This window comes from Pseudomonas sp. TE3895, assembly GCF_056278855.1.
Map to the genome: position 1 here is coordinate 3763455 of NZ_JBWBQE010000001.1, position 17946 is coordinate 3781400.

The 17946-nt window shown below is 62.1% G+C and carries 18 protein-coding genes; 7 read left to right on the forward strand and 11 right to left on the reverse strand.

Annotated features, from left to right (window positions below; genetic code table 11):
- Positions 1 to 47: 47 nt before the first annotated feature.
- Complete coding sequence (locus tag ACZ889_RS16895) at positions 48 to 713, reverse strand: RraA family protein (protein WP_047602675.1); 666 nt, start codon at positions 711 to 713, stop codon at positions 48 to 50.
- A gap of 101 nt (positions 714 to 814) precedes the next feature.
- Positions 815 to 1714: a LysR family transcriptional regulator gene (locus ACZ889_RS16900; protein WP_064614602.1), complete on the reverse strand. Its 900-nt coding sequence runs from the start codon at positions 1712 to 1714 to the stop codon at positions 815 to 817.
- A gap of 151 nt (positions 1715 to 1865) precedes the next feature.
- Between ACZ889_RS16900 and ACZ889_RS16905 the strand changes: the two genes are divergently transcribed.
- The 6 genes from ACZ889_RS16905 (at position 1866) to ACZ889_RS16930 (ending at position 8162) form a co-directional block, all read left to right on the forward strand.
- Positions 1866 to 3215 (forward strand): MFS transporter, encoded by a 1350-nt coding sequence (locus ACZ889_RS16905; protein ID WP_180688131.1) that lies wholly within the window; start codon positions 1866 to 1868, stop codon positions 3213 to 3215.
- A 53-nt stretch (positions 3216 to 3268) separates the two neighbouring features.
- Positions 3269 to 3931, forward strand: coding sequence for an RraA family protein (locus ACZ889_RS16910; RefSeq protein WP_098090425.1), 663 nt, complete (start codon positions 3269 to 3271; stop codon positions 3929 to 3931).
- 328 nt (positions 3932 to 4259) lie between these two features.
- Positions 4260 to 5372 (forward strand): MFS transporter, encoded by a 1113-nt coding sequence (locus ACZ889_RS16915; protein ID WP_374222560.1) that lies wholly within the window; start codon positions 4260 to 4262, stop codon positions 5370 to 5372.
- A gap of 26 nt (positions 5373 to 5398) precedes the next feature.
- Positions 5399 to 5623 (forward strand): hypothetical protein, encoded by a 225-nt coding sequence (locus ACZ889_RS16920; RefSeq protein WP_180688129.1) that lies wholly within the window; start codon positions 5399 to 5401, stop codon positions 5621 to 5623.
- A gap of 127 nt (positions 5624 to 5750) precedes the next feature.
- Positions 5751 to 7106, forward strand: coding sequence for an MFS family transporter (locus ACZ889_RS16925; RefSeq protein WP_476257595.1), 1356 nt, complete (start codon positions 5751 to 5753; stop codon positions 7104 to 7106).
- A gap of 12 nt (positions 7107 to 7118) precedes the next feature.
- Positions 7119 to 8162 (forward strand): hydroxyacid dehydrogenase, encoded by a 1044-nt coding sequence (locus ACZ889_RS16930; RefSeq protein WP_180688127.1) that lies wholly within the window; start codon positions 7119 to 7121, stop codon positions 8160 to 8162.
- Positions 8163 to 8237: 75 nt separating this feature from the next.
- Here ACZ889_RS16930 and ACZ889_RS16935 read toward each other — a convergent pair whose 3' ends face one another.
- From ACZ889_RS16935 to ACZ889_RS16975, 9 genes are all read right to left on the reverse strand, one after another.
- Positions 8238 to 8816: a TetR/AcrR family transcriptional regulator gene (locus ACZ889_RS16935; RefSeq protein ID WP_180688126.1), complete on the reverse strand. Its 579-nt coding sequence runs from the start codon at positions 8814 to 8816 to the stop codon at positions 8238 to 8240.
- A 184-nt stretch (positions 8817 to 9000) separates the two neighbouring features.
- Positions 9001 to 9816, reverse strand: coding sequence for an HpcH/HpaI aldolase/citrate lyase family protein (locus tag ACZ889_RS16940; RefSeq protein ID WP_476257596.1), 816 nt, complete (start codon positions 9814 to 9816; stop codon positions 9001 to 9003).
- Entirely contained in the window at positions 9813 to 10655 is an 843-nt protein-coding gene (locus tag ACZ889_RS16945) for an HTD2 family dehydratase (protein WP_182375024.1), read from the reverse strand. The genes ACZ889_RS16940 and ACZ889_RS16945 overlap by 4 nt, the downstream gene beginning before the upstream one ends.
- Positions 10656 to 10668: 13 nt before the next feature.
- The gene (locus ACZ889_RS16950; protein WP_180688123.1) at positions 10669 to 11598 is read right to left on the reverse strand and encodes an electron transfer flavoprotein subunit alpha/FixB family protein; all 930 of its coding nucleotides are present in this window, start codon (positions 11596 to 11598) and stop codon (positions 10669 to 10671) included.
- Positions 11598 to 12347 carry an electron transfer flavoprotein subunit beta/FixA family protein gene (locus ACZ889_RS16955; RefSeq protein ID WP_180688122.1) on the reverse strand — a complete coding sequence of 250 codons (750 nt, stop codon included), beginning with the start codon at positions 12345 to 12347 and terminating at the stop codon, positions 11598 to 11600. Before ACZ889_RS16955 ends, ACZ889_RS16950 begins: the two co-directional genes overlap by 1 nt.
- Before the next feature lie 51 nt (positions 12348 to 12398).
- The gene (locus ACZ889_RS16960; RefSeq protein WP_180688121.1) at positions 12399 to 13595 is read right to left on the reverse strand and encodes a CaiB/BaiF CoA transferase family protein; all 1197 of its coding nucleotides are present in this window, start codon (positions 13593 to 13595) and stop codon (positions 12399 to 12401) included.
- 56 nt (positions 13596 to 13651) lie between these two features.
- Positions 13652 to 14818: an acyl-CoA dehydrogenase family protein gene (locus ACZ889_RS16965; RefSeq protein ID WP_476257597.1), complete on the reverse strand. Its 1167-nt coding sequence runs from the start codon at positions 14816 to 14818 to the stop codon at positions 13652 to 13654.
- A gap of 71 nt (positions 14819 to 14889) precedes the next feature.
- Positions 14890 to 15486 (reverse strand): thiamine pyrophosphate-dependent enzyme, encoded by a 597-nt coding sequence (locus ACZ889_RS16970; RefSeq protein ID WP_110744361.1) that lies wholly within the window; start codon positions 15484 to 15486, stop codon positions 14890 to 14892.
- On the reverse strand, positions 15474 to 16004 hold the full coding sequence (locus tag ACZ889_RS16975; RefSeq protein ID WP_110744360.1) for a thiamine pyrophosphate-binding protein: 531 nt from the start codon (positions 16002 to 16004) through the stop codon (positions 15474 to 15476). Before ACZ889_RS16975 ends, ACZ889_RS16970 begins: the two co-directional genes overlap by 13 nt.
- Before the next feature lie 489 nt (positions 16005 to 16493).
- Between ACZ889_RS16975 and ACZ889_RS16980 the strand changes: the two genes are divergently transcribed.
- The gene (locus ACZ889_RS16980; protein WP_110744359.1) at positions 16494 to 17786 is read left to right on the forward strand and encodes a dicarboxylate/amino acid:cation symporter; all 1293 of its coding nucleotides are present in this window, start codon (positions 16494 to 16496) and stop codon (positions 17784 to 17786) included.
- Positions 17787 to 17946 lie beyond the last annotated feature (160 nt).

Consider the following 17946-nt stretch of genomic DNA (forward strand, 5'->3'; position numbering starts at 1 on the left):
GTGGCGGTCAGACGGTCCGCCACGGGAGGGCTGATCGGCAGCGAGTTTCAATCCGCCAACCCGGCCTTTTCCAGCACCTTGTCCAGCCAGGATTGATCCACAGCTCCAGTGGCGATTTCGGCCTTTACCCGCTCCTCATGGGCTTGATGAGCGCGGGCCTGAGCCAGCACCTGCTCGGCTGCCGCGAGAGGGAACGCCACGACGCCATCCTCGTCACCGACGATGATGTCACCCGGGTTCACCAGCATGCCACCAACCGACACCGGCACATTGATTTCGCCTGGGCCAGTCTTGTAGGGGCCGCAATGCACGACACCCCGTGCGTAACAGGGGCTCGAACGGAAGGAGTCCACATCACGAATCGCGCCGTCGACGATGAACCCCACACAGCCGCGTTGTTCGGCGTAGAGCTTAATGAGCTCGCCGATGACCGCATTGTTGGTGTCGCCCTGGGCGTCGATCACCAATACGTGACCCGGCTCGAGCAAGGTCAGGGCCTTGTAGATATAGAGATTATCACCGGGCCGGGTTTTGATGGTCAGTGCGGTACCCACCAGTTTGCCTGTGGTGTTGTAGCGGGTCAGGCCTCGGGCGCCAATGTGACGGCCGAGGTTGTCGCTGATGTGCGGGGTGACCACCGAAGCGAAAGCTTCGATGACTGACGCTGGGGCCAGAGCAGGTGAAGCGAGGATGCGGGACCCGGGTAACGACATGTTCAATCTCCTAATCAAGGGGTAACCGTCGGGGCATGCGCCGATGTTAGGAGAGAACAGGCTTTGCTTTTAGCGATATTTTTTTATCAGAAACCATCGCCTCAAGTGATGATTAGCTGGTTGAAATTACAAGTTTGCTGGGCGAGACGGGCTACTTCGACCGTCAGCCCCTGGTAGCGGTCGGCCCTGTGAACGCAGACGTACTTGATGGTTGGCAGTGGCTGCTGCGTGTGGATCACCTTCAAGCGCCCCTGGGTGATAAGTGTGCCCATGCAGGCGAGCGGCAGGTAGCTGATGCCCACACCTGAGATGGTCAGGCCAACCTGCGCCACGAGGTAGTTGCTGGTCAGGGTCTTGCCAAGGCGAATGTCGTGTTCTGCCAGCCAGCGCTCGTAGGTCAGGCCGGTCCCAGAGCTGCCGCCCTGGGTCAATACGGTGAAGCTCGCCAGCGCATTCAGGCTGATGGCGCTGTCGCCTGGATACAAGGCGGGTGCACACATCCAGGCGTTCTCTACGGCCTTCAAGGGCGTGCTGATGAAGCGCGGATCGTGAAAGATGTCGGGCACTACGATGAGGTCTATCTCATCGTTTTCCAGCCGCCGCAATAGGTCGGTGCTGAGTTCGATGGAAGGCTCGAGGTCGACCCGTGGGTAGGTCTGATGTATGCGCTCGACCAGCGAGGGCAGCCAGGTGAGCGCGGTGAGCTCCGTCACCCCAAGGCGAAACCGCCGGATCAGGGTTTCCTTCGAGCTGATGCGTTCGAGCAAGTCGTCACGCTGGCGCAGCATGTCCACCGCGCATGCATGCAGTTCGATGCCCTTTTGCGTAAGCCGGGCAGTTCGCTTGGAGCGATCGAAGATCGATACGCCGAAGGCATCCTCCAACTCCTGGACCCGTTTGGAAATCGCCGACTGCGACATGTTCAGTTTGGCGGCGGCGGCCTCGAAACTGCCCAGCTCGACAATCCAGTAAATGGCTTCGATCTGCTTCAGGGTGATCACGTTTATTACCTCGGCACGGCTGCTGTCTACGGCGAGTGGGATTCAGACTGTCCACTAAAAGCGATTATTTGAGTTGAGTTTTTGTCGCTTTTTTTCTTGTATCACCGTGCCTAGATTACCCGCGAATTACAACAACAAGGGTGTGCACATTATGTTGACCGCTGAAATAGTCCATGCCAAAGGTCGCAGCAGTTACCGCTGGATCGTTGCCGGGATGATCTTTTCCATCTACACCATCGCAGCGGCGGACAGGGCCAATCTCGGTGTCGCGCTGCCGTTCATCCGGCAGGAATTCGAGATGAGCAACGCCCAGGCTGGCGGCCTCATGAGCCTATTCCTATTGGCCTACGCACTGGCCCAGATTCCAGCCGGGTTGGCGTTCAGCAAATACGGCGTAAGCCGAATCCTGCCCGGCGCAATGATCATGACCTCGGCGCTAACCGGCCTGGTCGGCACGGCTGGCTCGCTGTTGGCATTGAAGCTCTATCGCCTGGGCCTGGGTGTGGCGGAGGGCCCGTTACCGATCAGCATGACGACCACCATCAACAACTGGTTCCCGCCCCGGGAAAAAGGCATCGCCTCGGGCATCTTTCTGTCTGCGGTGAAGTTCGGCCCAGTCATCGTCCCACCCCTGTGCGCCGTGATCATTTCGGTGTGGGGCTGGCGCGAGGTGTTCTACTTCTTTGCCGTACCCGGGATCCTGCTGTCAATCGCCTGGTACTTCATGGTTGCCGATCACCCCTCCAAGAGTCGGTTCGTCAACCAGGCCGAGTTGGACTACATCAGCGATCCGGCAGGGGCCGGCGGTACCGGAACCGCTGCGAGCAATACCGGGCGACCTAAAGCGCGCAGCTTTGCTCGGTTGGATGCCTTCATTCGTCGACGCGAAGTACCACAGCTTGAAACCCGACGCCAGGTGTTCGGCTCCTGGCAGATATGGGGCAGCGCGCTGAGCTACTGCTTCCAGCTGGGCGTGTCCAGCGTGCTTCTGGCCTGGATCCCGACCTATCTGATGACCGTCAAGGGCTTCTCTGTAATGAACATGGGCCTGGTCTCGGCAGCGCCCTGGGTCGGCGCCGTGTTGGGCAACCTACTGGGCGGCTACTGCTCGGACCGCTGGCTGGCCGGACGGCGCAAGCCCGGAATGCTGCTGTCGGCGCTGGGTACCTCGGTGATGATGTACCTGTTGATCAATTCGCCCGCCGACCCATTGGCGTATGGGCTGCTGCTGATGGCCACTGGCGTGGTGCTGAGCCTGGGCTTTTCGTCCTATATGGTTTACCCCATGGCGCTGGCCAGCAAACAGACCTTCCCGATTGCCAATGCCATCGTCAACATGGTTGGCCAGTTGGGCGCCGCAGCCACTCCATTCCTGACCGGTCTTTTGCTCGACAGCTACGGCTGGAGCTACGTCTTCTCCTACTTGGCGATCGGCTCGTTCGTCAGTTTCATGTTGCTGTTGACCATTATCGAACCGGTCCCCAGAACGGCTACGACCTGAGGCTTTTTGCCCTGCACATTCTTTTATTTGATTACCGTACCAAGGAGCTGCTGATGAATACCGAAGACAAAGAATTGGTCGCGCTGTTCGAGGGCCTCGACACCCCCGGCGTATCCGATGCCATGGACAAGCTGGGCCTGCCAGGGCACTGCTTTGGCGTGATGCCGCTGGCCGACTACAAGCAAGTCGTGGTCGGCCCCGCGTTTACCGTCCGTTATGTGTCCGCCAGCGTGCCGCCGGGCACTGTCGGTGACTTCATCGAGGACGTGGGCGAGGGCGATGTGGTGGTGATCGACAATGACGGCCGGACTGATTGCACCGTCTGGGGCGACATAATGACCCAGTACGCCGGCTCACGAAAAATCGCCGCGACGGTGATTGACGGCGTTTGCCGAGATGTCAACAAGGCGCTGGGCGATGGCTACCCGCTGTTCACCAAGGGCCGCTTCATGCGCACCGGCAAGGACAGGGTCGAGGTCGGCGCAGTCAACGAGCCGGTGTCCATCGGCCAGGCGCGAGTCTGCGCTCGGGATATCGTCGTGGCCGACGCCAATGGCGTAGTGGTGGTGCCACGCGGGCGTGCCCGTGATGTCGCCCAGCTTGCCCGCCAGATCGAAGCCGTGGAGGCCGATATCCGCGCCGCCATCAGCCAGGGCAAGACCTTGAAGCAGGCCCGCGAGGACCTCGGTTACCACACCCTGCAGCGCAAAAGGTAAGTCCACCAGAGCCTGCCGCCGGCAGGCCTGCTCACTCAGGCAGGCGCGCTTCAATACAGGCAAGCCTGCTGTTTTCTCCGCGACTAATTGCGTCAACACTGCGTCGGCCTGCATAGCTGAAATGCCGGGATTCAATAGCAGCCCTTTGCTCATCCCAGTAGAATTTTGCAGTCGCGCGATGCGCTTTGCGCGCAACAGTGCCCCTCGAAACACGTTGGCGACGGTACTCACCAGCGTCGATCTCCTCCGTACATGAAGGCCGTTTGTGAACGCTGCTCTACGTCTCCCCGGACCCGTCGGCATTCTTTGCCTGGGGGTACTCCAGATCATGGTCTGGGGTGGGTCCTTCTTTATTTTGGCGGTGATGGGTGAGCCCATCCTGCGCGAGACCGGCTGGGATGGCCACTGGGTCTATGGAGCGCTGTCGCTCAGCTTAATGGTGTCCGCACTGCTTGCGCCGCTGGCCAGCCGCCTGGTGGTTCGCTACGGTGGTCGCCTGCAGATGGCCGCCAGCGGAACCGTGGTGGGGGCGGGGCTGTTGATCGTCGCCAACGCTCACAGCCTGCAAGTGTTCCTGCTGGCCTGGGGCGTCATTGGCGTCGGCATGGCCATTGGTCTTTACGAGGCGCTGTTTGCCACTCTCGGCGCCTTGTACGCCGAGCGGGCGGGCAGGGCGATCACTGGCATCACCTTGATCTCTGGTTTTGCCACCACCATCACCTGGCCGCTGGTGGCGTTCGCCATCGAGCAGTTTGGCTGGCGAGTTACCTGTACCGCTTATGCGCTGATGCTGATTGTCGTGGTCGCGCCGCTGTACCTGTGGGTACTGCCTGCGGGGCCGCACGGGGCCACAAGCAAGCCTGTGGCGGCGGCGACCGATGTCAGCGTCGACCGACGTCTGTACTTGTTGCTCATGTGGATCTTTGCGATCGGCGCGATCATCATGACAGCAGTTTCGGTGCAACTGGTGGCAGTGCTGCAGGGGTTGGGCCACAGCCTGGCTACGGCAATCGCCCTGAGTGCGCTATTGGGGCCCAGCCAAGTCGCTTCGCGCGTGCTGCAGATAGTCGCCCGCAAACGTCACCCGATCTGGACCGCATTGGTCTCTTCAGTGCTAGTGGCCGTGGGCGTGGCACTGGTTGCCCTGGCGCCTGGCGCAACAGCAATGGGGCTGTTGCTTTACGGCTGCGGCAATGGCCTGCGGGCCATCGTCCGGGGTTTGCTGCCCCTTGCGCTGATGCCGCCGGCACAGTACGTGGCGCTGATGGGCAAGATGTCGCGGCCTTCGCTCATCGGTCAGGCGCTGACGCCGCTGGTCGGTGGCTACCTGCTTCAGCACTTTGGCGCCATGGGTGTGCTGGCAACGCTTGCTGCCTTGGCCGTCGTCAATGTCGTGCTGGTGCTGTTGGTCATGCGGTCACTGCCGGCCCGGCCCCTTTGAGTGCAGCCACCGAGGAGACAATTGAAATGTCACAATTGGACTGTGAAGAGCTGCTAATCGATGGGCCGGTGGGCAAGCTCCACCTGCTGCTCGATCATCCATCAACCTCACCGAAGGGGGGGGCTATCGTCAGCCATCCGCAACCACTGTTGGGCGGCAGCCCCCGGCACATTTTCAAAGGCTGCCTGAGCCGGGCAGCAGAAGAAGTCTGCCGCTATCTGCAGCAGAATCGGCCAGAAAGCCCGGTCTAGACAGCCATGCCTGGCAGGCATAGCTGTTAGATCTGTGGCGCCTCTTCCCCCAAAATGACGCTATGCAAAGCTGTACCCAAGTTGGCAAAAACAATAACAACAAGGGTAAGCGATCATGAATGCAGACATGAGCACGGCACGTCCGTTGACGCGCAAAGAGCGCACAACCGCAATTGTGGGTGTGTGTTCCGGCAACTTGGTGGAATGGTACGACTTCTTCATCTACGCCTACACGTCGATCTACTTCGCATCACTGTTCTTCCCAGCTGGCGACCAGACCAGCCAACTGCTGGCCACGGCCGGTATCTTCGCTGTCGGTTTCTTCATGCGTCCACTGGGTGGCTGGATTTTCGGCTACATCGCCGATACCCGAGGGCGCAAGATCTCGATGATCATCTCAGTGTTCATGATGTGCGGCGGCTCGTTGATGATCGCGGTCATGCCCACGTATGCCACGGTGGGTGTGGCAGCGCCGGTGCTGCTGGTGATCGCGCGGCTGATGCAAGGGTTGTCGGTAGGCGCCGAGTACGGCACCGGCGCCACCTACATCAGCGAGGTATCCCGTGCCGGGCGGCGCTCGTTCTACGGCTCGTTCCAGTACATGACGATCATCGCCGGGCAACTGCTGGCGCTGCTGACGGTTGCGGTACTGCAACTGGTGCTGTCGGAACAGGACCTGAAGGCCTGGGGCTGGCGGGTACCGTTCCTGATCGGCGCGCTGGCTTCGATCGTGGTGGTCATCCTGCGCCGCACCATGCGCGAGACAGCCACTGAAGCGGGCATGAAGAGCAAGGAGTCCGGCTCGCTCCGAGGCCTGATGCAGCACCGGCGCGCGGTGTTGCTGACCTTTACCATCACCATCGGCTGCTCGCTGTACTTCTATACCTTTACCGCGTACATGCAGAAGTTCCTGGTAGTGAGTGTCGGTATCCCGGCCCCCACCGTGAGCATCATCATGGCTTCTGCACTGGTGATCTTCATGCTGGTGCAGCCGGTGTTCGGCCTGCTCGCAGACAAAATCGGCGTGCGCCGCAACATGATCTTGTTCGGCCTGCTGTCCACCTTCCTGGTTATCCCGTTGCTGTCCGCGATCAAGACAGTGCAAGACCCGCTTGCCGCGTTTGGGCTCGTGCTCGCCGGGTTGCTGATCGCAGCCTTCTATACCCCGGTCACCGGTGTACTCAAGGCCGACTTCTATCCGCCGACCGTGCGCGCCCTGGGTGTAGGGCTGCCGTACGCCGTGGGGGCCGCAATGTTCGGCGGATCGGCCGAGTTCGTGGCGCTGACCTTCCGGTCCTTGGGGATGGAGCAGTACTTTTACCTGTACGTGGCGGTCATCGGCGCCATCACCCTGGTGTCGGCGCTGCTGATGCCAGACCTTGGCAAGCACGGTTATCTCGATGGCGACGGCAAGGTCGAAGCGAACATCGGCGTACGCAAGTTCATGGGCCGTAAAACGCTGCCCACCCACCCCAGCCACTGAGGGAAGGCGAGCATGATTGCTGAAAGGAAGAAGATCGTGCGCTTCGACGTCTGGTATCACCCGGTGATGGCCCAGATCCTCGAAGCTTCACCCGATGTCGTGCTGCAAACCGTTGCCCGTGACCAGCCGCCTGCCGTCATCCTGCAGGCGCTGCGCAGCTGCCAGGTGTACCAGGTGCCTTCGGCGCGGGACGAACTCCCACGACCGTGGTGTGTGACCGAGGCGCTGCTGTGCCAGTTGCCTGACCTGCTGTGTGTCTCGACCAATGGCGCCGGTTTCGACACGGTGGATGTCGAAGCCTGCACCCGCGCAGGCGTGTTGGTCGTCAACCAGTCTGGCGCCAACGCCCAATCGGTGGCCGAGGCCACGGTTGGGCTGATGCTCGATTGCGCGCGGCGTATCAGCGAATCGGACCGGCGCTTGCGCCGGGAACGCGGGTTTTCGCGTGAAGACTTGATGGGTAGCGAGCTGTGCGGTAAGACCTTGGGGTTGGTCGGTATCGGTGAAATCGGTACCCGTGTCGCACGCATAGCCCAGGCGTTGGGCATGCAGGTGCTGGCCCATGATCCCCTGCTGAGCGCGGAACAGATCGGCCAGCGGGGCGCAGCCAGTTGTACGTTGCCGAGCCTGTTGCAGCACAGTGATGTGGTCTCGCTGCATTGCCCGCGTCTGGCTTCGACCTTGAACCTCATGAACGCGTCGACTTTCGCGGCGATGCGCCAAGGGGCTGTGTTCATCAATACCGCACGGGGCGGCTTGCATGACGAGGCCGCTTTGTATGACGCGTTGGCTTGCGGTCATCTTGGCGCTGCGGGAATCGACGTTTGGGACCAGGAGCCGCCGGCATTGGATCACCCCTTGCTCGGCCTTGAAAACGTAGTCGGCCTTTATCACACCGCAGGCGTCACCCGCGAGGCCCGCAAGCGCATGGGCGCGTGGGCGGCTGAGCAGATTCTGCAGATCCTGCGCGGTGAGCCAGGGCCACGTATGGTCAACCCGCAGGCGTTCGATGTGTTCCGGCAAAGGCTGAAGGCCAGTGACCATCGCGATACCTAGTGCCGCTAGCAGTACGCTCTGGCGGGTGCTGATCCGCCAGAGCATGTATTCCCCACTCACCTTGAAGGCAGTTCGTCAACCGGGGCATTGCCCGGGCTGCAGCAAGGCATTGCACATACGCAAGATGTGCTGCTCGATCCATCCTTCCTCGAAGGCCGCATTGCCAACCCGCAGACTATTGGCGCTCTCGATGATCGCCAGGAGCGCAACGGCGGCCCGGGCTGTGTCGCGTACGCAGTACTGACCGATAGCGCAACCCCGCTCGATGACCTGGTGCAGTGGCTCGGCCAGTTGCGCCATTGCCCGCTCCAGCCAGAGCCGGTGGCGGCCTTGCAGGTGCCTGGTTTCGTGACGAAGGATCATCTCCTCCTGGGGAAGGGCAACTTGCCGTGCCAGCGCAAAACGCACATAAGCATGCAGATCTTGAGGTTGGGCGCGGTTTGCCCAGGCCTGCTTGCGGCGCTCGACGATATCGAGCACGACATTGAGCAGCAGATCCTGTTTGCAATCGACGTGATGGTAAAGGCTGCCGGGGAGAATACCGACGCGCAGGGCCAGCTTCCTCATGGTCATGGCGGTGTAGCCCATCTCGACCATCAGTTCGGTTGCAGCCTGGGTCAGGGGGGAGGGACTGGGACGGGCGGCTTCAAGCATAGGCCGGCATCCTCGACAGTGCGCCCAGCAGCCGGCAGAGCAGGCGTTTGCAGTGGCGCCGGGACCGGGGTGTGCCAGTGAGCAGACACATGGGGCACCTCTCTGGGTAGATGCCCCCGGTACCGCAGGCCGCTGCGCGTCAGAACAGAAGGAGTATGCGGTGCCGGGGGCGATAACGGGAGCGTCAGCCGGCCTGGAGCAGCATGGCGCGGGCGCGCAGGATGACGGGAGCGTCGACCATCTGGCCATCGAGGGTGAACACGCCAGCGCCAGTTTCAGCGTGTTCGACCACCCGCTGCGCCCAGTCCAGCTCGGCAGCCGAAGGCTTGAGCGCGGCGTGAATCACGCTGACCTGGCCAGGGTGAATGCACAGGGCGCCGGCAAAGCCCATGTCCCGGGCGAAGCGCACCTGACGCTGCAGCCCGTCGGTGTCCTGGATGGCAGGGAAGACGCCGTCCAGCGGCGCAGCCAGCCCGGCGACGCGGCTGTGCAGCAACACCGCATAGCGGGCATGGTCCAGTACCTGCCCGGCGGCGGCACTGCCGACGTTCAGCCCGAGGTCCAGGCCCAGATCCAGGCTGCCGAACGACAGACGGTCGACGCCTGTCGCTGCCGCCAGGAGGGGCAGCGCAGCCAGGCCCTTGGCACTTTCGATGATCGGCCACACCGCCTTGCCGGTGGCATGTGCGCGTTCGATCTGGCCGACGGTTTCCGCCTTGGGCAGCAAAATGCCGACGACGCCGGGGTGGCGCTGGCACAGCGCCAGGTCGGCATCGTGGGCCCAGTGACCGGGCGCGTTGACACGCACAAGTACCTGGGCCTGGGGCTGATCACTGAGAAACTGCTCAAGGTTATCGCGCGCCTGTTCCTTGAGGGCCTCTTCAACGGCGTCCTCCAGGTCAACGATGACTCGGTCGGCGCCACTCGCCAAGGCCTTGGGAATGCGCTCGGGGCGGGTAGCCGGCACGAACAGCGCACTGCGTACGATATCAGCGCTCATGGGCGTGCCCCCTGGGCGAATTCGATTTCGCCAACCTGCGCCTGACCGGCCTGATTACCTGCCCAGACCTGCGCCTTACCGTCACCGGTCAAACGCCCGCCGACTTGGAACGCATCCGGGCAGATCAGCGGGCGCACACCGCGATAGCTGAAGCGGCGGACGTTCAGTTGCGGGTTCGCGCGCACGAAGGCACGCAGGTTCAGGGTAGCGATCAGCGGGCCGTGGACCACCAGCCCCGGGTAGCCCTCGGTTTCAGTGACGTATGGCCAGTCGTAATGGATGCGATGGCCGTTGAAGGTCACTGCCGAGTAGCGGAACAGTAGCGTCGGATCTGGTTGCACGCTTTCGCTCCAATCGCCGTGGGGCATCGGCTCGGTGCCGCCGAGCTTGGGCGGCGAGGGCTCGCGATAGACGATGTCCTGCTCTTCGAGCAGGGCCCGCTGGCCGTCCTGCACATATTCATGCTGCACGGTGACGAACATCAAGGAGCCGGTACGCCCGTGCTTCTCCTCGACATTGAGGATGGTCGAGCGGCGGGACACTTGGGCATCGATCCGCAGCGGGCGGATGAATTCCAGGCGTCCTCCGGCCCACATGCGGTTGCGGTTATCCGCCGGGGGCAGAAAACCGCCCCGCGCCGGATGGCCATCGCCACCCAGGCCGGCCGCTTCGACTGGCTCCTGAAAAAACGCCCAATGCCAGAGTGCGGGCAGGGCATCACCCGGCGCGGGTGCCGGCTCGCTCAAGGTGGCGGCAATACGCTTGACCAAGTTATGGCTGATGCAGTCATGGACGGTCTCGCTACGGCCAATCCATGTTTGGGGTGCAGGTGTGCTCATTTTTTATTGTCCTTTACAGCGTCGAAGTCAGTTCCGGTACGATCTCGAACAGGTCGCCGACCAAACCGTAATCAGCTACCTGGAAGATAGGTGCTTCTTCATCCTTGTTGATCGCGACAATGACCTTGGCGTCCTTCATGCCGGCCAGGTGCTGAATAGCGCCGGAGATACCCACGGCGATGTACAACTGCGGCGCGACGATCTTGCCAGTCTGACCGACCTGCATGTCGTTGGGCACGAACCCTGCGTCTACCGCCGCGCGCGAAGCACCAACCGCAGCGCCGAGCTTGTCGGCCAGGCTATACAGGTGGCTGAAGTTGTCACCGTTGCCCATGCCACGGCCGCCGGATACCACGATCTTGGCGGCGGTCAGTTCGGGGCGGTCGGACTTGGCCAACGCTTCGCAGACAAATGCCGACAGGCCTGCATCTGCAGCACCGGCCAGTGCCTGGATTGGCGCGCCGCCGCCTTCTGCCGGCACGGCGTCAAAACCGGTGGAGCGCACGGTGATGACTTTTACCGCAGCGCTGGATTGGACGGTGGCAATGGCGTTACCGGCGTAGATTGGACGCTTGAAGGTGTCCGCGGACTCGACCGAAATGATCTCTGAGATCTGGTCGACATCCAGCAGCGCAGCTACCCGTGGCAGGAGGTTCTTGCCGTTGCTGGTGGCCGGCGCCAGCACATGGCTGAAGTCGCGGCCCAGGTTGGCCACCAAGGGCGCCACGTTTTCCGGAAGCTGATGGGCGTAGGCGGCATCGTCTGCCAGCAGCACTTTGCTCACGCCAGCGCACTGCGCGGCGGCGAACGCCACACCGGCCACGTCGTGTCCGGCTACGAGCACCACGATGTCAGCGCCGATCTGGCGAGCGGCGGCCAGGGTGTGCAGGGTCGGGCCAGCGAGGGAGTGATTGTCGTGTTCAGCAACTACCAGAATGCTCATCAGATCACCTTCGCTTCGTTTTTCAGCTTTTCAACCAATTCGGCCACCGACCTGACCTTGATACCTGCACTGCGGGCGGCTGGGGCTTCGACTTTCAAGGTCGTGTTGGTGGAGGCGAGGGACACGCCCAGATCGCCTGGCTTGACGGTCTCCAGCGGCTTTTTCTTGGCCTTCATGATGTTCGGCAGCGACGCGTAGCGCGGCTCGTTCAGGCGCAGGTCGGTGGTGACGATGGCTGGCAGGTTCAGCGCAACGGTTTGCAGGCCGCCGTCGATTTCACGGGTGACATTCAGCTTGTCGCCAGCCACTTCAACCTTGGAGGCGAAGGTGCCCTGGGCGAAGCCGGTGAGCGCGGCCAGCATCTGGCCGGTCTGGTTGTTGTCACTGTCGATGGCCTGCTTGCCGAGGATGACCAGCTGCGGCTGCTCCTTGTCGACAACGGCCTTCAGCGCCTTGGCCACGGCCAGGGAGTTCAGTTCGTCAGCGGCTTCGACCAGGATGGCACGGTCGGCACCCAGGGCCAGGGCGGTACGCAGTTGCTCCTGGGCAGTGGTCGGGCCGACGGAAACGACGACGATCTCGGTCGCAACGCCTTTTTCCTTCAGGCGTACGGCTTCTTCCACGGCGATTTCGCAGAAGGGGTTTATGGACATCTTGACGTTAGCAAGGTCGACGCCGGAGTTGTCCGCCTTGACGCGAACCTTGACGTTGTAGTCGACCACTCGTTTGATTGCGACCAGCACTTTCATAGGCAGGAATACTCTGTGTTTGAGCAATGGCAACGAATGAAGAACAGGGGGTCAGATGACCCCTGAATTGCGCAGTTGCTGAATACGTTCTTGGGGCAGGCCGAGTTCGGCAAGGATGCCTTCGCTGTGCTGGCCCAGTGCGGGGACCGGGTCCATGCGCGGTGCATAGGCGTTGCTGGTGGCCGGCGGCAGCAGGCTGGGCACTGATCCGGCGGCGGTGTCGATGCGACGCCAGCGGTCCCGGGCTTGCAGTTGCGGGTGGGCCCAGACACCCTGCATGTCATTGACCTTGGCATTGGCGATGCTGGCCCCATCGAGGCGCCGGATCACGGTGTCGAAGTCCAGCGCAGCGAAGGCCTCGACGATCAACCCGCGCAGCGCATCGCGATTGGCTACGCGTTTGAAGTTGGCGCTGAAGCGCTCGTCTGCGGCCAGCTCTGGCTGCTGCAGCACCTGTTCGCAGAACAGCTGCCACTCGCGCTCGTTCTGCAGCCCCAGCATGACGGTGCTGCCGTCGCCGACCGGGAAGGGGCCATACGGGTAGATGGTCGCATGCGCCGCGCCCGCACGTGGTGGTGGTGCGGCGCCCTCGTAGGCGTAGTAGAGCGGGTAGTTCATCCATTCCACCAACGCCTCGAGCATCGACACTTCCACCTGGCTGCCGATGCCGGTTTTCTCGCGCAGGAGTACCGCCGAGAGGATGCCGGTGTAGGCATACATGCCAGCGGCGATGTCTGCGATCGAGTTACCGGCCTTGGCCATCCCGTCTTCGCCCGGCCCACCAGTGACCGACAAAAAGCCGCCCTCGCTCTGGATCAGCAGGTCGTAGGCCTTTTTTTGTTCGTAAGGGCCGCCTGCGCCGTAGCCGGAGATATCGCAGACAATCAACCGGGGGAAGCGCGTGTGCAGCGCCTCGAAGGTCAACCCCAGGCGCGCAGCTGCACCCGGTGCCAGGTTCTGCACAAGCACATCAGCCTGCTCCAGCAACTGATCAAGGATGTCGCCGGCGATCTCCTGCTTGAGGTCCAGGGCCAGGCTTTCTTTGGAACGGTTGGTCCACACGAAATGCGAGGCCAGGCCGTTGACACGCTGATCGTAGCCCCGGGCGAAATCGCCACTGCCAGGGCGCTCCACCTTGATGACCCGGGCGCCCAGGTCGGCTAGCTGGCGCGTGCAGAAGGGCGCCGCGATCGCGTGCTCGAGGCTGATGACTGTGATCCCGTCAAGGGGGCGGATGGACTGGCTCATGGTGGTCGTCTCTCTTGTTATGGCAAGCCCTCGTGGGTAACGGGGGGCAGTCCGGATCAGAACGAGCGTGGCAGTTCCAGCAGGTGTTCAGCCACATAGGACAGGATCAGGTTGGTCGAGATGGGCGCAACCTGGTACAGGCGGGTCTCGCGGAACTTGCGCTCGACGTCATATTCATTGGCAAAGCCGAAGCCGCCGTGGGTCTGCAGGCAGGCGTTGGCGGCCTCCCAGCTGGCCTTGGCGGCCAGGTACTTGGCCATGTTGGCGGCCGCCCCGGCGTTGCGCCCGCTGTCGTATTCGGCGCAGGCACGCCAGCGCATCAGGTCGGCGGCTTCGATCTCGATGTGGGCTTCCGCGATGGGGAACTGCACGCCCTGATTCTTGCCGATCGGCCGGCCGAACACTTCGCGGTCACGGGCGTACTGGCTGGCTTTCTCGACAAACCAGCGGCCATCGCCGATGCATTCGGCGGCAATCAGGGTGCGCTCTGCGTTGAGGCCGTCGAGGATGTAGCGAAAGCCCTTGCCTTCTTCACCAATCAAACTACTGGCTGGGATTTCCAGGTTGTCGAAGAACAGCTCGTTGGTCTCGTGGTTCACCAGGTTGGCGATCGGCTGCACGGTCAGGCCGTTGCCGATGGCCTCGCGCAGGTCGACCAGGAAAATCGACATGCCATCGACCTTTTTCGTCACCTCGGCGAGCGGGGTGGTGCGTGCCAGCAGGATCATCAGGTCTGAATGCTGCACCCGCGAGATCCACACCTTCTGGCCATTGACCACGTACTTGTCGCCCTTGCGAACCGCAGTGGTCTTGATCTTGGTGGTGTCGGTGCCGGTGGACGGCTCGGTCACGGCCATCGACTGCAGCCGCAGTTCGCCGCTGGCCAGTTTGGGCAGGTAATAGCGCTTCTGCTCGTCGCTGCCGTTACGCAGCAAGGTGAACATGTTGTACATCTGGCCATGGATGGTGCCAGAGTTGCCGCCGCAGGCATTGACCTCTTCGAGAATGACCGAAGCCTCGGCCAGGCCCAGGCCGGAACCGCCGAACTCCTCGGGAATCATCGCCGACAGCCAACCCTCGTCAGTCATGGCCTTGACGAAGGCTTCAGGGAAGCCCTTTTCCTCGTCGATCTTGCGCCAGTACTCGGCCGGGAAGTCGCCACACAGGGCACGCACCCCCTCGCGAATGGCGTTGAGTTCTTCATTGCTGTTGTTGTCGTGCATCATCATTCTCCTGGGTGGGCCGGGCCGGCAGCGTCATCGTGGTTCGGCGGCCGGCCGGCCCTGTAACACGGTCAGATAGGCGCAAAGCCCAGAGCGGCGCGGAAGCGGTTCTTGATGTAATGACCATCGCGCGGCGGCAGTACGCGGGGTGGGTTCTCAGCCTTGATTTTCACCGTCGCCAGCTTGACCCCGTCACGGTTGGCGAAACGCTCGCGCAAGGCGTGCACACCGTCCATCTCACGAATTTCCTGAGTCCAGGCGAAACCGCAGGTGTTGGCAACCTGGTCCAACTGAATGCCGAAACCGGCGTGGCTGACCTGCATGCCTGTCTCGCCGAAGTGGCCGTTGTCCAGTACCACGATGGTCAGGTTCTTCGGCTGTTGCAGGGCAACGGTGGCCAGGGCACCAAAACCCATCAGCAGTTCGCCGTCACCGGTGACCACCACCACGCTTTTGTCTGGCTGGGCATTGGCAAGGCCCAGGCCTACGGTGATGGCGCTGCCCATGGCGGCCCAGAGGTAGTAGTTGTTGTCGTGATCGCCTGCCGCCATCACATCATAGGAGGCCGAGCCCAGGCCGGTGACCACGAGCACATCGTTGCGATCGGCCAGCAAGGTACGGACGACTTCACGGCGGCACAGCACGTGATTAGCGCTTACTTGACCCATTTCTTTTCTCCGATCAGACGCTGGCCAAGCAGCAGGGCGGTGGCGGCATCGCCATTGAAGGCCATGGTGGCAGCGCCGTGCAGCAGGGGGGCTACGTCCTCTGGCTGGTCGGCGCGCCAGGTCATCACCTTCATCAAGTTGAGGGAGGCTTCGGTGGCTTGGCCCATGGGGTTCTGCCAGGCGTTGAACTCGGCCCAGTCGCCACGCATGGTCACCACCATCAGCAGCGGGAAGCCGGCGCAGTTCTGCAGGGCAAGGGTGTTGATGCAGTTGCCGACGCCGCTCGACTGCATCAGCAGGGCGCCGCGTTCGCCGCCCAACCAGGCGCCGGCCAGGTAGCCGATGCCTTCTTCTTCGGTGGTGAGCACAACGGCCTTGATATCGGGGTCAGCGTAGGACATGCGGATGGCCGCCGAGTGGCCGGCATCCGGGACGAACACGACATGTTTGACGTCGTGGGCCTTGAGGACGCGGAACACGTCCTCTTGCCAGTTCTGTTCAGCTTCTTGCGATGACATGGGGTCTCTCCCGGCAGTGCTGCTTTTGTTTTTCCTCATCATGGGGGGAGTTGCCGCGCACGACGACTACCGTTTTTTTCTTTGAGATATGCCGTTGCGGCATAGGTCGGCTCATGCAACGGCAGGTCGACGCTCGCTGCGACCGGTTGCCGCGCCGGGTCAGGCATGGCTCGGGCAGGGGAAGCTGGCGTTATAGAAAGCGGGCATAGCTGATAGACACCAACAGCGCTTATGGGGCGTCGGCGAAGACGTTAGGTTGTCGACTCGATCGCGGCCGAGCCGCTGTCGAATCAAAACAACAATAAAATTGGGGATCGTTGATGTTGCTTCGTTACCTGCGCACGCTTGCCGGGTGGCTCACTGCTGAGCTGCCATTGGCCGATACGCCATCCTCACCATGCCGGTTCCGGCACCTTGCACTGTCCTATTTCGTTCCGTAATGCACTGCCCAGGCAGTGTCGGATCTTATTGCTTGAATACAGGTGCTCAATGAAACGCAGACTACCGTTGGCGGGCTGGATACTGCTGGCCATGTTTCTCGGTGTGGTGATCGGCTACGTCATTTTTCTCACCAGCCCGGACAAGGCCGCCGCCGCCCATACCGCGGGCTACATCTCGGTGATATCGGATGTGTTCCTCAGGCTGATCAAGATGCTGATCGGGCCGCTGGTGTTTTCCACCCTGGTGGTTGGCATCGCCCACATGGGCGACGCTGGTGCGGTAGGCAGGGTGTTCGGCAAGGCCATGATGTGGTTCATGACAGCCTCGCTGCTGTCGCTGGCAGTCGGCTTGATGATGGCCAACATTTTGCAGCCGGGGCTGCACCTGGCACTGCCGCTGCCAGACGCCAGCGAAACCACTTCGCTGCAGACCTCGGCCTTTACCCTCAAGGCCTTTGTCACCCATCTGGTACCCAGGTCCTTCGCCGAGGCCCTGGCCAACAACGAAATCCTGCAGATCGTGGTGTTCTCGCTGTTCTTCGGGGTCGCCCTGGCGGCGCTGGGCGAAAAAGCCAAGGGCCTGGTGCGCCTGACCGATGAGCTGGCGCAGGCCATGCTGCTGATCACGGGCTACGTCATGAAGCTGGCGCCCTTGGCAGTGATGGCGGCCATGGCCGCAACGGTGGCGGTCAACGGCTTGTCGATCCTGGCTACGTTCGCGGTATTCATGCGCGACTTTTATCTGGGCTTGCTCTTGCTGTGGGTGTTGCTGGTGCTGGCCGGCGCGATGTTCCTGGGCCGGCGGGTGTTCGCCTTGCTCGCACTCATCAAGGAGGCGTTCCTGCTGGCGTTCGCCACCGCCAGCTCCGAATCGGCGTATCCAAAACTGCTTTCGGCACTGGATCGGTTCGGGGTCAGCCGCAAGATTTCCAGTTTCGTGATGCCCATGGGCTACTCCTTCAACCTGGACGGTTCGATGATGTACTGCACCTTCGCCGTGCTGTTCATCGCCCAGGCGTACGGAATCGAGATGACCCTCAGCACCCAGATCCTCATGCTGCTTACCTTGATGCTGACCTCCAAGGGGCTCGCCGGGGTGCCTCGGGCATCGTTGGTCGTGATTGCCGCAACCCTGGTGCAGTTCGATATTCCCGAAGCGGGGCTGCTGTTGATCCTGGGGATCGACACCTTCCTCGACATGGGACGCTCGGCTACCAACGCCGTCGGCAACTCGATCGCCACTGCGGTAGTGGCCAAGTGGGAAGGGGAGCTGCAGGAACCGGACGCACAGCCGGCTAACTCACGCGCCACTGACCCGGAAGTAGAGCGTTCAACAGCTTGAGGCCGGCGCTTGGTGGGCACTGGGGGCCTGCGGGTGATTTCAGCGGGTGGAACAGGGCATTCATCCGTGCGGCCACACGTGTGTGGACAGCCCGAGGGGTTCGCATGGGGTTCTAGCTGCTATGCTCAAATGCTATAGCTGGCGCCAGAGGCTGTCTTTA